The sequence below is a fragment of the Akkermansiaceae bacterium genome (genome assembly GCA_019634595.1).
GTDB lineage: Bacteria > Verrucomicrobiota > Verrucomicrobiia > Verrucomicrobiales > Akkermansiaceae > Luteolibacter.
Genome location: JAHCBC010000004.1, coordinates 553,714 through 568,493 on the forward strand (window position 1 = coordinate 553,714; position 14,780 = coordinate 568,493).

The 14,780-nt window shown below is 61.7% G+C and carries 15 protein-coding genes; 11 read left to right on the forward strand and 4 right to left on the reverse strand.

Features of this window, described 5'->3' with window-relative positions; all coding sequences use genetic code 11:
* Positions 1-3: 3 nt before the first annotated feature.
* On the reverse strand, positions 4-555 hold the full coding sequence (locus KF712_17560) for an RDD family protein (protein MBX3742795.1): 552 nt from the start codon (positions 553-555) through the stop codon (positions 4-6).
* Positions 556-655: 100 nt separating this feature from the next.
* Between KF712_17560 and KF712_17565 the strand changes: the two genes are divergently transcribed.
* From KF712_17565 to KF712_17575, 3 genes are all read left to right on the forward strand, one after another.
* Complete coding sequence (locus tag KF712_17565) at positions 656-1,258, forward strand: 3'-5' exonuclease (GenBank protein MBX3742796.1); 603 nt, start codon at positions 656-658, stop codon at positions 1,256-1,258.
* A 102-nt stretch (positions 1,259-1,360) separates the two neighbouring features.
* Complete coding sequence (mntR, locus tag KF712_17570; protein MBX3742797.1) at positions 1,361-1,762, forward strand: transcriptional regulator MntR; 402 nt, start codon at positions 1,361-1,363, stop codon at positions 1,760-1,762.
* A gap of 22 nt (positions 1,763-1,784) precedes the next feature.
* A complete protein-coding gene (locus KF712_17575) occupies positions 1,785-2,261 on the forward strand; it encodes a GNAT family N-acetyltransferase (GenBank protein ID MBX3742798.1) in 477 nt (158 codons plus the stop codon).
* On the opposite strand, the gene KF712_17580 is transcribed toward KF712_17575, so the two are convergent.
* Positions 2,230-3,156 carry a helix-turn-helix domain-containing protein gene (locus KF712_17580; protein ID MBX3742799.1) on the reverse strand — a complete coding sequence of 309 codons (927 nt, stop codon included), beginning with the start codon at positions 3,154-3,156 and terminating at the stop codon, positions 2,230-2,232. The genes KF712_17575 and KF712_17580 overlap by 32 nt on opposite strands.
* Positions 3,157-3,245: 89 nt before the next feature.
* Between KF712_17580 and KF712_17585 the strand changes: the two genes are divergently transcribed.
* The 7 genes from KF712_17585 to KF712_17615 all read left to right on the forward strand — a co-directional run bounded on the left by KF712_17585 (position 3,246) and on the right by KF712_17615 (position 10,852).
* Positions 3,246-4,277 (forward strand): TIM barrel protein, encoded by a 1,032-nt coding sequence (locus tag KF712_17585; GenBank protein ID MBX3742800.1) that lies wholly within the window; start codon positions 3,246-3,248, stop codon positions 4,275-4,277.
* 144 nt (positions 4,278-4,421) lie between these two features.
* The gene (locus KF712_17590; GenBank protein MBX3742801.1) at positions 4,422-5,255 is read left to right on the forward strand and encodes an aldolase; all 834 of its coding nucleotides are present in this window, start codon (positions 4,422-4,424) and stop codon (positions 5,253-5,255) included.
* Positions 5,256-5,412: 157 nt separating this feature from the next.
* Complete coding sequence (locus KF712_17595) at positions 5,413-6,786, forward strand: FAD-binding protein (protein MBX3742802.1); 1,374 nt, start codon at positions 5,413-5,415, stop codon at positions 6,784-6,786.
* Positions 6,786-8,150 carry a (Fe-S)-binding protein gene (locus KF712_17600; protein ID MBX3742803.1) on the forward strand — a complete coding sequence of 455 codons (1,365 nt, stop codon included), beginning with the start codon at positions 6,786-6,788 and terminating at the stop codon, positions 8,148-8,150. The genes KF712_17595 and KF712_17600 overlap by 1 nt, the downstream gene beginning before the upstream one ends.
* Positions 8,147-9,268: a Gfo/Idh/MocA family oxidoreductase gene (locus KF712_17605; protein ID MBX3742804.1), complete on the forward strand. Its 1,122-nt coding sequence runs from the start codon at positions 8,147-8,149 to the stop codon at positions 9,266-9,268. Before KF712_17600 ends, KF712_17605 begins: the two co-directional genes overlap by 4 nt.
* Positions 9,265-10,245 carry a carbohydrate kinase family protein gene (locus KF712_17610; protein MBX3742805.1) on the forward strand — a complete coding sequence of 327 codons (981 nt, stop codon included), beginning with the start codon at positions 9,265-9,267 and terminating at the stop codon, positions 10,243-10,245. Before KF712_17605 ends, KF712_17610 begins: the two co-directional genes overlap by 4 nt.
* A 106-nt stretch (positions 10,246-10,351) precedes the next feature.
* Positions 10,352-10,852, forward strand: a complete 501-nt coding sequence (locus KF712_17615; protein ID MBX3742806.1) for a hypothetical protein — start codon at positions 10,352-10,354, stop codon at positions 10,850-10,852.
* Between the two features lie 126 nt (positions 10,853-10,978).
* Here the strand turns inward: KF712_17615 and KF712_17620 are convergent, their stop codons facing one another.
* Complete coding sequence (locus KF712_17620; GenBank protein ID MBX3742807.1) at positions 10,979-11,134, reverse strand: hypothetical protein; 156 nt, start codon at positions 11,132-11,134, stop codon at positions 10,979-10,981.
* Positions 11,135-11,162: 28 nt separating this feature from the next.
* Positions 11,163-11,384, reverse strand: coding sequence for a hypothetical protein (locus tag KF712_17625; protein ID MBX3742808.1), 222 nt, complete (start codon positions 11,382-11,384; stop codon positions 11,163-11,165).
* Positions 11,385-11,764: 380 nt separating this feature from the next.
* Between KF712_17625 and KF712_17630 the strand changes: the two genes are divergently transcribed.
* Positions 11,765-14,539 carry a bifunctional aconitate hydratase 2/2-methylisocitrate dehydratase gene (locus KF712_17630; GenBank protein MBX3742809.1) on the forward strand — a complete coding sequence of 925 codons (2,775 nt, stop codon included), beginning with the start codon at positions 11,765-11,767 and terminating at the stop codon, positions 14,537-14,539.
* The last annotated feature ends 241 nt before the right edge of the window (positions 14,540-14,780 follow it).

Below are 14,780 nucleotides of genomic sequence, written 5' to 3' on the forward strand. Positions count from 1 at the left end.
GTTTCAGGGAGTCACAGAAGGTGCCAAGGAAACCGCAACTTTCACCACTTGCGTTCCCGCGATGAGGTCGTGCAGACAGCGGCGATCCTTCCTGAAGACCAGCAATACGTTGAACAGCGAGTACAGTCCTCCGACAACGGGCATCAGCCCGATCAGTTGGAAGGACGCATAGCGTTTGAAAACCAGATCGATGATGGTGGGCTGTTCGCCTTTCATAGTGACGATCCGTGTTTTCATCACCTTCTTGCCCCAGGTCTGCCCGTTCTGTTTCAGAGGAACATATTGGACAGCCATGATCAGCACGAATGCCACCAGACCAACGGCAATGCTTATTGCCGGCCCCACTTTTACCAAATTCCCGGCACTGCCTATGTCGCCAAGGGCGAACAGAACATTCCAAATCGGGATTGATAGAAGAAGTCCCACCCATCCTATCAATCCGTCAATCAAAGCGCCCGCAAAACGCTCACCCAAGGTGGCGAGGACGAGAGGAGATCCCTCGCCCGGCACGGTGACGGGAGTGGGATCGATGGCAGGGGTGGCGTAGGGGTTCACGAAAGTCATCTCACCCGATCCCTAACATACATCACCCCTCTCCCTCCCATCAATTTGTCCTGTTCCGCAGTCCGTGTCGCGGCCATCATTCCCCGCCTTCATGCTGATCCGCGATCTGACATTCACCGCAATCGACTTTGAATCCGCAGGGACCGCCCGCGGGCAGACGGACGCGCCGATCCAGATCGGCATCGCTTCATGGTCCTTGGCCGCGGATCACCATGACCCTTTCGTCTCGTATCTGCACACGGACCAACCGATCCACTGGTCCGCCCAAAAAGTCCACGGCATCACACCCGGGCATCTGGCGGACGCCCCCAGCCTGCTCTCGCTCTGGCCGGAGCTGAAGTCCCGGCTCGGCGGCGCGGTCGTGGTCGCGCACTCGAAAGGCACGGAAAAGAGATTCCTCCGCACCTTCCCCGGGCATGGTTTCGGGCCGTGGATCGACACCCTCCACCTCGCTCGTGCGGCCTGGCCGGAACTGGCGAAACATTCCCTCGGTGACCTCTGTGATGCACTGGGCGTCACCAGCACGATCCAGCCGTTGGTGCCGGGAAAGAACTGGCATGACGCGCTGTTCGATGCGGTGGCATCGCTGGCCGTACTTTCCCAACTCATCCGCCTCCACGATCTGGCGGAGCATCCGGTGGAGGCCCTGCTGCATCCTGACACCTCCCGCTGGCACCGATCCCGGCGTGGATGACACCTTTCGTTCCCGCCGAAACGTCTTTGCCTACCGCGCATCCGCCGTTAGAGTTGCCCGCCCATGACACAATCACCCCGGCGCACCAGCGGCTCCGTCGCAATGGACGACTACCTCGAGCAGATCCTCCATCTGATCGAGGAAAAGGGATACGCCCGCGCCGTGGATGTCTCGAAAAACCTCGGCATCTCCCAGGCCAGCGTCACCAACATGCTGCAGCGGCTGGATGCGGAGGGACTGGTCAAGCATGAGAAATACCGCGGCACCGTCCTCACGGAGGAAGGCCTCCGGATCGCCAGAGCGATCGTCGAGCGGCATGAGACGCTCACCCGCTTCCTGCGGCTGTTCGGCATCGATGAGGAGACCATCTACCACGATGTGGAGGGCATGGAGCATCACGTTTCCCGGCCCACGCTAAACGTCATCCGCGCGCTCGCGGAGACACTGGAGCAGGAACCCGAGCTCCTGAAGCGCATCTCGAAGAAATGTGGCGGCGGAAAATGAAGCGATGATCATCCGTCGCTTGATGCCTGGCGAAGGAGATCTTTACCGGGAGGTGAGGCTGCGTTCCCTGCTGGACTCACCGGAAGCGTTCGCCACCACCCACGAAGCCGCATCGCAAAGGGATGCCGCGAGCTGGGCCGCACAGGCGGATGCGTCCGCGACCGGCGGGGACCGCGCGACTTTCATCGTCATCGGAGAATCGCCTCTCGGCCTGGCCGCCATTTATCGGGACGCCGATCCTTCTCCCGAAGGCGAGCTGCTGCAGGTATGGATCTCACCGGAACTCCGGGGCAGCGACACCGCCCTACGCCTGATGGAAGTTGCCTGGAACTGGGCGATGGAAAATGGCTTCAGTCGGATCCGCGCCGAAGTGAAGTCCGACAATGTGAGGGCGCTGCGCTTTTACGAGAAGTGTGGGTTTCATCAAACGGAGGAAAGACCGTGCGCCGATGACAGCGTGATGCTGATCAAGCCGGTCCGGACATCCGCCGCTTCCTGAACTCCCTGGGGCTGCATCCCTTTTCACGGCGGAACAGCCGGTTGAAAAACGAGATCTCCCCGAAGCCGCAGTTCAGTGCGATCTCCGTGATGGATTTCTCTGTCTCCATGAGTTCCGCACAGGCCGCCTGGAGCCGCAGCTTGATCACGAACGCGCTCATGGTCCGGCCGGCGTGTTCCTTGAACTGGCGGGCGAAGGTCGGACGGCTCATACCGGTGAGTTTCAGGAGGTCCCCGATCCGGATCTCCTCTCGGAAATGGCCGACCATGTATCGGACAGCGGCCGCTATCGCCGGTTGGTGCCTTGAACCTGTTCCGGCGAAGGAGCGCGACGAAAGGATGTCCCGATCCTTCTTCGGCATGTCCGCGAGAGCTGTGAACAGTTCGATCAATCTGGAAAGACGCTCTCCGGCTTTCATGCGGCCCATATCTTCCAGCAAGGTGGCCACGCGGGCGGCGGTGCGCCCCTTCAGGCGGAACCCCCTTTCCGCCTCTCCGAACACCTTGCGGACAGCGGAGAGTTCGGCGAATTCCCAGATGGGGTGGGCCGTGGGGAAATGCCACTGGATGGAGACTCCGGCATTTCCTCCGGGTGCATGCCAGTAGTGGGGCAGATTGCTTCCCAACAGAACCAAGTCCCCGGCATCGAATTCACCAATGTGATCCCCAACGAACCGGGTTCCCTTTCCTTTTGTGAAAAGGGTGAGTTCCATCTCCACATGGTGGTGCCAGTGTACCCCCTCTCCTCCGATCCGCTTTTTCGTTCCATCCGGCTGCACGGAATCCACCTCCCGCAGATTCCTGGTCCAGCAGATGGCACGGAATGCCTGCCCGTCAGGAGGGTCGATGGTTTCACGGAGGCCTTTCACCGGCACTTTCATCGCACTCCTTTTCATAAATCCCAATCCTTTTTGAGACAATCATCCCATAAATTGAGCGAGCGCACGTAGAAGCCGCACCACTTCCGTGCATGATGGGTCCAACTATGAGCACGCAAACCCAATACCGGTTCTCCTTTGGTCCATGGAACATCAGCGAAGGTGGCGATCCCTTCGGCCCGGACTCCCGCCCCGCGTTCCCCCATGAGGAAAAGTTCGCGCTCTACCGCCCGCTGGGTTTCGAGGGCGTGCAGTTCCACGATGACGATGTGGTTCCGGGGATCGATGGCCTCAGCGCGGCGCAGATCTCCTCGAAGGCCGCCGAGGTGAAGGCGATGCTGGACAACCAGGGCCTGACCCCGGAGTTCGTCGCGCCCCGCCTGTGGTTCGCGGATGAGACGGTGGACGGTGGCTATACCTCCAACAGTGCCTCCGACCGGGCCTATGCCTGGGATCGCACGAAGAAGACCATCGACATCGCGAATGCCATCGGCTCGAAGGCGATCGTCCTGTGGCTGGCCCGGGAAGGCACCTACATCCGCGAGGCGAAGGACGCGAAGCTGGCCTACCAGCGCATCCTTGAGACGATCAACAACGTGCTGGAATACGACAAGGACATCGAGATCTGGATCGAGCCGAAGCCGAATGAACCGACCGACCAGGCGTATGTTCCGACCATCGGCCACGCCATCGCGCTTTCCTATGCCTCCACCGACCACAGGCGGGTGAAGGGCCTCATCGAGAGCGCCCACGCCATGCTCGCCGGGCTGGATGCCAGTGATGAAATGGCCTTCGCGCTCGCCCATGACAAGCTGGGCAGCGTCCACCTCAACGACCAGAACGGCCTGAAGTATGACCAGGACAAGAATTTCGGTTCCGCCAACCTCCGCGCCGCCTTCAACCAGGTGCGGGTGCTGGAGGAGTCCGGCTATGACGCGTTCATCGGTCTCGATGTGAAGGCCATCCGCACGCAGAAGGGCAACCCGGTCACCGACCATCTGAAAAACTCACGGGAAATCTTCCTTCATCTGGTCGGCAAATACCGGTCGATGGATCAGGGTCTGGTCCAGCAGTTCCGGGATGCGCGGGACTACGAGGCGCTGGAACTTTACATTATCCGCCATCTGCTGGGCATCTGATTCCCTGTTGGCCGGTGGTCCGGATGGAACGCATGTTTTCGATCCATTTCGTCCGCAAATCGATCCGGCCTGCGGTTATCCTTCCAACCTCCAGGGGGAATCCCGATATTCGGGGATATTCCCGGAACGACTCCTCTCCTCTCCATGAAATCCTACCGTCTCAACCGTCTTTTCAATCCGAAGTCGAACCGCTGTTTCGACGTCGCCGTGGACCACGGTTTCTTCAACCAACCCGGCTTCCTCCAGGGCATCGAGGACATCCGCAAGGCCATCGAAATCCTGGTCGATGCGAACCCGGACGCGATCCAGCTCACGCTGGGCCAGGCACGCCATCTCCAGTCCATCCCCGGAAAGCAGAAGCCGGCGCTGGTGCTGCGCACGGACGTGGCGAACGTCTATGGCAAGGAACTGCTCTCCACCAGCTTCAGCCTGATGATCGAGGAAACGATGCTGCAGGCGGTCCGCAATGACGCCGCCTGTGTGTGCGTGAACCTCTTCCAGATCCCCGGCGCGCCGGAAGTGCACAAGCAGTGCGTGGAAAACATCCTCCGGCTGAAGCCACAGGCGGACTACTACGGCATGCCGATGATGGTTGAGCCGTTGGTGTTCCAGCCGAACGAAATCGGCGGAGGCTATATGGTCGATGGGGATCTGACGAAGATCACCCACCTCGTCCGGCAGGCGGTGGAACTGGGAGCGGATGTCATCAAAGCGGATCCCACCTCCGACGCATCCGAATATCACAAGGTCATCGAGGCCGCGGGCGGAATCCCGGTGCTGGTCCGTGGCGGTGGCCGGGTGAGCGACCGTGAAATCCTCGAACGCACCCACGTGCTGATGCAGCAGGGAGCCAGCGGCATCGTCTATGGCCGGAACGTGATCCAGCACCCGAATCCGAAAGGCATCGTCGCGGCGCTGATGGCGCTCGTGCATGATGATGCGGATGTGGACGCGGCGGAGAAACTGATCGCCGGATGACTTCCGCGGGAACGGAGCTTTTCAACCACTGATTCAACGGATTAAACAGATTACACTGATTTCCAGAGAATGATCCGGAGGCTCTTTCCGAATCCGTAAATCCGTGTAATCCGTGGTTTCAGATAGTCCCTCCACATTCTGGATCAGCCGATCTCCCATGCACCCGCTCGCCAGACAACTCGCCGCCATCACGGGGGAAGGGAACGTCCTCACGAAAACCGAGGACCTGATCCCCTATGGCTTCGACGGCACGGCGGCGCTGAAAGGCGGCGCGGGGGTCGTGGTCTTTCCGCAGGATACGGAACAGGTCGCGGCGTGCGTGAAACTGGCGGCGGAGGCGGGCGTTCCCATCGTGACCCGTGGGTCGGGTACCGGCCTGAGCGGCGGCAGCGTCCCCTCCCCGGACGCCATCGTGCTGTGCACGGTGAACATGGACCGCATCCTGGGGGTCGATCCGAAGAACCTCACGCTCCGCGCCCAGCCCGGTGCCATCACCCAGAAGATCGATGAGGCGGCGGCGGCGCACGGGCTTTTCTATCCTCCTGATCCGGGGTCGATGAAGATCAGCACCATCGGCGGCAATGTGGCGGAGAACTCCGGCGGGCTGCGCGGCCTGAAATACGGGGTGACCCGTGACTATGTGATGGGGCTGGAAATCGTGCTGCCCTCCGGGGAGATCGTCCGGCTCGGCAACGCGTGTGTCAAAGACGTGGCGGGCTACTCCCTCAAGGATCTTTTCATCGGCTCCGAAGGCACGCTCGGCATCATCACGGAGGTCCTGCTGAAGCTGCTCCCCCGCCCCGCCGCGCGGCGGACGATGCTGGCCACCTATGAACGGATGGAGGATGCGGCTGAAACCGTGTCCGCCATCATCGCGGAGAAGATCATCCCCTGCACGCTGGAGTTCCTGGACCGGATGACGATCCGCTGTGTGGAGGACTATGCGAAGATCGGCCTTCCGCTCGATTGCGAGGCGCTCCTGCTGATGGAAACGGACGGCCATCCCGCCGCGGTGGAGGACGAGGCCGCGCAGATGGCAGCCATCGCCCGCAGCCATGGAGCGCGCGAAGTCGTCACCGCGAAGGACGAGGCGGAATCCCTGCGGCTCGCCTCGGCACGGCGCAGCGCGTTTTCCGCCCTCGCCCGCGTCCGCCCCACCACCATCCTGGAAGATGTCACCGTCCCCCGCAGCCATCTCGCGGAGATGGTCGCCTTCATTTCCCAAACCGCTACGGAACACCAGCTCATCTGCGGCACGTTCGGCCACATGGGTGATGGCAATCTCCACCCGACTTTCCTGACCGACGAGCGCGATCCGGACGAAATGCACCGCGTCCATCTGGCCCTTGATGCCATCGTCCAGAAGACCCTCTCGCTCGGCGGCACCATCACCGGCGAGCATGGCGTCGGCCTCGCCAAGAAACCTTGGCTCCGGCAGCAGGTGGGTGACAACAGCATCGACCTCATGCGGCTCATCAAGGGGGCCCTCGACCCCCGGTCCCTTCTCAATCCAGGCAAGATCTTCGACTGATGGCGGCCACGCTCAAACAGCTCGACTACGCCATCCTCCAGCAGTGCATGCACTGCGGGATGTGCCTGCCGACCTGCCCCACCTACACCACCACGAAACGCGAGCGCAACAGCCCGCGCGGGCGCATTTCGCTCATGCGGTCCGTGGCGGACGGGGAACTGGGCATCACGAAGGAATTCGCGGATGAAATGAGTTACTGCCTGGGTTGCCTGGCCTGTCAGACCGCCTGCCCCGCCGGGGTCAACTACGCGGAGCTTTTCGAAACCGCGCGGGCTGACATCGAAAGCACTGGCATCAACCGAACCCCGGCGCGGTCTTTCTGGCGAACCCTCACGCTGGAGGTGCTGTTCATGCACCCGCGGTTGCTGCGTGCCGCGGGAAAAGGCATCTCCTTCCACCAACGGAGCGGATTGGAGAAATGGACACGCCGTCTTGGCCTCACGAAGCTGCTGCCAAAGGATCTCCGCAGGCTGGAACCCCAGTCGCCGCGCATCGCGGAGAAATTTTCCGACGATCTGATCCGGGAGGTGGAGGAAGCTGACGGCACACCCCGCCACCGGGTGGCTGTGCTCACCGGCTGCATGCAGGACCTCATGCTTCCGGGCGTGAACCGGGACACGGTGGACGTCCTGCTGGCGAACGGTTGCAGCGTCCACACCCCGGCGGTCCAGCCGTGCTGCGGGTCGCTCCATGCCCACAATGGCGAGCGGGAGATGGCACAGGAACTGGCCCGGAAGATGATCCTCCTTTTCCCGCCGGAGCACTACGATGCCATCATCAGCAATGCGGGCGGCTGTGGCTCCCATCTGCGCCACTACGGCCCGCTGCTGGAGGATGATCCTGATTTCTCCGCCGCCGCGCATGCTTGGGATGCAAAGCTGCGGGACATCCACGAATGGCTGGCGGAAATCGGCGTGCGCCCGCCCACCGCTCCGCCGTTTGCGGAACCGGCGACGGTCACCTATCACGATTCCTGCCACCTCGCCCACGGGCAGAAGGTGGTCCTGCAACCACGTGCCATTCTTTCCCTCATCCCCGGCCTACGGGTGAAGGAACTGCCGGAGGCGAACTGGTGCTGCGGCAGCGCCGGCGTCTATACCATCACGCAGCCGGAGGAATCGAAGCGGCTGCTCGACCGCAAGGTGGCGAACATCCGCTCCACCGGGGCCACCGTGCTGGCGACTGCGAATCCCGGCTGCCACCTGCAGATCGTCAACGGGCTGAAAGCGGAGGGCGTGACGATGGAGGTGGTGCATCCCATCAGCCTGCTGGCCGCCGCTTACCGGGCGGAAAGCGCTACTTTCAACAAAGACATCCTTTCAACTGGACACCCCGGAGAGGCGTCCCTGCCCCACTCATCATGAAACAAATCAAGATCGGCATCATCGGCGGTGGCCTCATGGGCCGCGAGATCACCAGCGCGTTCGCCCGTTGGTGCGCGCTCACGGACGTCACCGTGCAACCTGTCCTCACCGCCGTGGCGGACCTCAATCCCGCGACGCTGGAGTGGTTCAGGAACATCCCGACGTGCAGCCAACTGGTGACGGACTACCATGAGCTGCTGGCCAATCCCGAGATCGAGGTGGTCTATGTCGCCGTGCCCCACCATCTCCATGAAACGATCTATCTGGATGTGCTGAAGGCGGGCAAGGACCTGCTGGCGGAGAAACCCTTCGGCATCGACCTGGCGGCGGCGGAGAACATCCTGGCCGCAGTGAAGGATAGCGGGCGGTTCGTCCGCTGTTCCTCGGAGATGCCTTTCTTTCCCGGAGCACAGCGCGCGCTGGAGATCGCCCGGTCCGGCGGGATCGGCAGGATCCTCGAAGCCGTCTCCGGTTTCCACCACAGCAGTGACCTGGACCCGACGAAGGCGGCGAACTGGAAGCGGATCAACGCCACCTGCGGCGAAGGAGGCGTGCTGAATGACCTGGGCATGCACGCCTGCCACCTGCCACTCCGCCTGGGGTGGAATCCCACGAAGCTTTTCGCCCAGCTCCAGAAGGGCTATCCCCAGCGACCGGATGGCAAGGGCGGCACCACCACCTGCGACACCTGGGACAACGCCCTGCTCCACTGCTGGACCCGCATCGGGGAGGATGAAGTCCCCCTGCGACTGGAGATGAAACGCCTGGCCCCCGGCGCGACGAACACCTGGTTCATCGAGATCCTCGGCACGGACGGCGGCGTCCGCTACTCCACCGCGGAGCCGAAAACCCTGTGGGTGTTCGAGCGTGGCAAGGAACAGTGGTGGAAGCGGACGGACCTCGGCTTCGGCACGCCGTTCAAGACCGTCACCGGCGGCATCTTCGAGCCGGGCTTCCCCGATGTCATCCAGCAGATGTGGGCGGCCTATCTGGAGGAGCGGGAGGGCAACCTCAACGGACGCTTCGGCTGCGCCACTCCGGAGGAAGCGGTGGCCAGCCACCGGATCTTCGCCGCCGCCCTGGAATCCCACGCCCAAGGAACCATCACCCACCCATGAAACGCCACGGCATCCTCACCGCAGGGAACTTCCTTGTCGATTTCATCAAGCTCATCGACGACTACCCGTCGGAGGACATGCTCACCATCATCCGCTCCCAGACGCGGTCGAACGGAGGCGGTCCCTACAACATGGTGAAGAACCTGGCGCGCATGAGGGCGGACTTCCCCATCCAGGCCGCCGCCCTGCTGGGGGATGATGACAACGGCCGCTGGATCCTCGACGACCTGCAGGCGGACGGCATCGACACCACCTTCGTCCACTTCACCGGTGAGCGCGGCACCTCCTTCACGGATGTCATGTGCAACCAGAAGAACGGCCGGCGGACCTTTTTCCATGATCCGGGCACCAACGCCCTGTTCGATGGCAGCCAGATCGACTTCACCTCCACCTCCGCGAAGATCCTCCATCTCGGCCTGCTGATGATCCTGGAGAAGCTGGACTCCTTCGCGGATGACGGTGAAACCTTCGCCGCGCACCTGCTTGCCCGTGCGGGGGAAGCCGGACTCGTCACCAGCATCGATCTGGTGAGTACGGAACATCCGCGTTTCCGGGACATCGCCCTAAGCGCGCTGCGCCACACGGACTACGCCATCATCAACGAACTGGAGGCATCCCGGGTGCTGGGCCGGTCGATCCCGGCGGACTCGGAGACGGAACTCGCGGATGCGACCGCCGAACTCATCTCCCTCGGGGTGCGCCGCGCGGCCGTGATCCACACCGCATGGGGCGGATTCCTCACCACCGCGGACGGCCGATTCATTTCCCGCCTCTCGCCGAAGCTGCCGGACGGCTACATCCGCGGCGCGAACGGCGCGGGCGACGCCTTCGCCACTGGCTTCCTCTATGGCATCCATGAGGACTGGACACTGGAGGAATGCCTGCGGATGGCCATCGGTGCGGCCACAGCCTGCCTTTCCGATCCGACTCCCTCCAATGGACTGAGACCGGTGGAGGAATGCCTGGTACTGGCTTGAAGAACGAATCATCCGAGTCAAAACACTCATGCTCCCATGACGAGGCTGCCGTCAGCTTAAAGGTTTCCAGATTGCGGTGGACCCGGAAATCAGTCAGAAAAACAGAATGGATCTGACGGAACTCACTCTGACAGGGAAGAAGCTCAAACCTCGATGGTGGAACGTCGGCTACCAGTTGTGCAGAGTCCTGCTCTTGACCTTGGTCGTGCTGTCAGTTGTCGGATTTCCAAGAAACCGGGTGGGTGATGTACTACAATCTTCCGCATTGTCGCGGTCTGATTTGATCGAAACTGAAATGGCAATTCGGAAGGAATTTCTGGAGAAGGATCCGACGGCCACTGATTCAACAACAGTGTCCGATGTATTTGATAGCGAGGGTTGGAGGACGCTGGAACGTGCCGTTGACGCTCACCAAAAGCACTTCCACACCATCGAAGACGAAAGGCGGTGGTGGGACCGGCTGTTTCTCATGGGGTGTTCGGTCGCAGCGATCGGCATGGTGATTTTCGGGAAATTACAGACAGACAGAATCAACCGACAGTGGGATGAAAATCTGCCTCAGGGACGCCAGCATCTGTGGGGTAAGTTCCCAGGTGGAGGTCTCTGATCCTCGCAGGGCCACTACCGGACTACCCCGGGCGACGGATACTTCACCCGGCACAAAGAGTAAGGAGGGGGCACACTCCTGTGCCCCGGCGGCATTGGCGAGCCAAGGAGGAGAAGTTTTCAGTGTTCAGTTTTCAGGAAGGAAAGAAAGCTGACCGCGAATCATGCGAATCTTGAAGAGATCCATTTTCTCCCCATTCTTGGCGACCTTGGCGTCTTCGCGGTGAATTTTTGATGATTCGCCAATGCCGCCGGTAGACAGGAATGGGAGCGTAGCGGACATGGCGGCTCCGCCGCAATGTCCACCCTCCTTACCCCTTCAAACTGCGGACACCGATCACGTAGTCCATCACCGCCTGCTCCTCGACGCTTCCCAGACCGGCGTGACCGATCATTTTCGGCAGTTTCCGCTCCCAGCGGTCCTCATCGATGACCTGCGGCAGCATGTAGTTGTGGCACTCCCCGCATTTCAGCATGTAGACTTCATGGCCGCGCTGCAGGCGGCTGAGGGATTTACCGGATTTCGAGGCCATTTCCGCGCTTGGGTTCGGAACATCGGAAATTCCCCCTTCCGCTGGCTCATCCCCTGCTAAATCCCCCATCTGACCGCGGCTGGCGCCATTTCCGCCGCCCGCACACGCCACCAATCCGAACACCGCGAATCCAGCCACCAACACGAGCCATGGGTTTCTCATGGCCCGGAGGCTTCCACACCCGGCCCGCTTGCTCAACCCCTGAAATTTTCCTCCCCGCATTTACCGGGAACATTTTTGACAAATCCCCCTTCTTCAATAACCTCCGCCCGTCTCCCGCAACGACGCAAGCCGCCGTCCATCTACCACAAGGCTCCGCTCACCGGATGCCACGGTTCCCGCAGCCGCTTGACCCAATTTCATCCCACCGCTTCAAGAACATGCACCTATATCAGGACTACCTGGCAGAGATCGAGGAACGCAAAACAGCCGGCTTGCATCCCAAACCGATTGATAGCGGCGAGCTGGCCGCGGAGATCATCTCCCAGATCAAGGATGCGTCCAACGAGCACCGCAAGGAATCCCTCAACTTCCTGATTTACAACACCCTCCCCGGCACCACCAGTGCGGCGGGTGAGAAGGCGCGTTTCCTGGAGGAGATCATCCTCGGCAAGGCCGCCGTGGAGGAAATCTCCACGCCCTTCGCCTTCGAGCTGCTCTCCCACATGAAGGGCGGCGCCTCCATCCAGACCCTGCTCAACCTGGCGCTCGGCGAGGATGCCGAGATCGCCCGGCAGGCCGCGGAGGTCCTCAAGACGCAGGTTTTCCTCTACGACGCCGACACCTCACGTCTGAAGGAAGCGTTCAAGGCCGGCAACCCGATCGCACGGGAAGTGCTCGAAAGCTACGCGGAGGCCGAGTTTTTCACCAAACTCCCGCCCGTTCCCACCGAAGTCCAGGTCGTCACCTTCATCGCGGCCGAGGGCGACATTTCGACCGACCTCCTTTCCCCCGGCAACCAGGCGCACTCCCGCTCCGACCGAGAGCTGCACGGCAAGTGCATGATCAGTGAGGAGGCCCAGGGGCAGATCAAAGCCCTGCAGAAGCTCCACCCCGACAAGAGCGTCATGCTCATCGCGGAAAAAGGCACCATGGGCGTGGGTTCCTCGCGGATGTCCGGCGTGAACAACGTCGCCCTGTGGACCGGCAAGCAGGCCAGTCCCTTCGTCCCGTTCGTCAACATCTTCCCCGTCGTCGCGGGCACCAACGGCATTTCCCCGATCTTCCTCACCACCGTCAGCGTCACCGGCGGCATCGGCCTGGACCTCAAGAACTGGGTGAAGAAAACGGACGAGGACGGGAAAGTGGTCAAGGACGCCAATGGCGATCCTGTCCTGGAGCAGGCCTACTCGGTCGAGACCGGAACCGTCCTCACCATCAACACCAAGGAGAAGAAACTCTACGGCAATGGCAAGGAACTGGCGGACGTTTCCTCCGCTTTCACCCCGCAGAAGCTGGAGTTCATCCGCGCGGGCGGCTCCTACGCCATCGTTTTCGGCAAGAAGCTCCAGACCTTCGCCGCGGAGACTCTGGGGGTCAAAGCACCGGTCGTCTTCGCCCCCGCCAAGGAAGTCTCCCACCACGGCCAGGGTCTCACCGCCGTTGAGAAGATCTTCAACCGCAACGCCGTCGGCACCACCCCGGGCCTGATCCTGCACGCGGGTTCCGACGTCCGCGTGAAGGTCAACATCGTCGGCTCCCAGGACACCACCGGCCTGATGACCTCCCAGGAGCTGGAGGCCATGGCCGCCACCGTCATTTCACCGACGGTCGATGCCGCCTACCAGTCCGGCTGCCACACCGCCTCCGTCTGGGACAAGAAGGCGCAGGCCAACATCCCGAAGCTGATGTCCTTCATGCAGCGGTTCGGCCTCATCACCGCCCGTGACCCGAAGGACGGCTACCACGCGATGACCGACGTCATCCACAAGGTCCTCAACGACCTGACCGTGGATGACTGGGACATCACCATCGGCGGTGACTCCCACACCCGCATGTCGAAGGGCATCGCCTTCGGCGCAGACTCCGGCACCGTCGCGCTCGCGCTGGCCACCGGTGAGGCGACCATGCCCATCCCGGAATCCGTCAAGGTGACCTTCAAGGGCACCATGAAGCCCTACATGGACTTCCGCGACGTGGTCCACGCCACCCAGGCGCAGATGCTGAAGAAATTCGGCGACAACGTCTTCCAGGGCCGCGTGATCGAGGTCCACATCGGCACCCTCCCCGCCGACCAGGCGTTCACCTTCACCGACTGGACCGCCGAAATGAAGGCAAAGGCCTCCATCTGCATTTCCCAGGGTGAAACCCTGATCGAGTCGCTGGAGATCGCCAAGAGCCGGATTCAGATCATGATCAACAAGGGCATGGACAATGAGGCCCAGGTTCTCCAGGGACTCATCGACAAGGCCAACAAGCGCATCTCCGAGATCCAAGTCGGCGAGAAGCCGCCGCTGGTCCCCGATGCCGATGCCAAATACAAGGCAGAGCTGGTCGTCGATCTCGACATCATCGACGAGCCGATGATCGCCGACCCGGACGTCAACAATGATGACGTTTCCAAGCGCTACACCCACGACGTCATCCGCGGACTGTCCTACTACGGTGGCACCAAGTCGGTGGACCTTGGCTTCGTCGGTTCCTGCATGGTCCACAAGGGCGACCTCAAGATCGTCTCGAAGATGCTCAGGAACCTCGAGCAGACCCAGGGCAAGGTGGAGTTCCACGCGCCGCTGGTCGTCGCCGCGCCGACCTACAACATCATCGACGAGCTGAAGGCCGAGGGCGACTGGGACATCCTCCAGAAGTATTCGGGCTTCGAGTTCAACGACAACGCGCCTAAGACGGCCGCCCGCACCGAATACCAGAACATGATGTATCTGGAGCGCCCGGGCTGCAACCTCTGCATGGGCAACCAGGAGAAGGCGGAAAAGGGTGACACCGTTATGGCCACCTCCACCCGTCTCTTTCAGGGCCGCGTCGTCGAGGACACCGACCGGAAGAAGGGCGAGTCCCTCCTTTCCTCCACCCCTGTCGTCGTCCTGTCCGCCATCCTCGGCCGCACGCCGAGCCTGGACGAATACAAGGACGCCGTCGCGGGCATCGACCTCACCACCTTCGCCCCACCGGTGAAGGAACTGGTGGCCGGGTTCTGACGGAAAGCCGCGGGGGTTCAACCCGTCTCCAAAAAGCCGCCGTTCTTCCAGAACGGCGGCTCTTTTCATTCAATGGGAGAACTCGGGAGTGAAAAATTTCGAACCGATCCGGGTTGAAAACATCCACTGGAGCTAACCGAACGTAGACAAAACAAGCCGTCATTCCCCAGGGCACCTCAAAATCCCAAAGCTCCTCTCATCGCAACACCATCCCCGACCACGATATCACTCACCAGAAGCC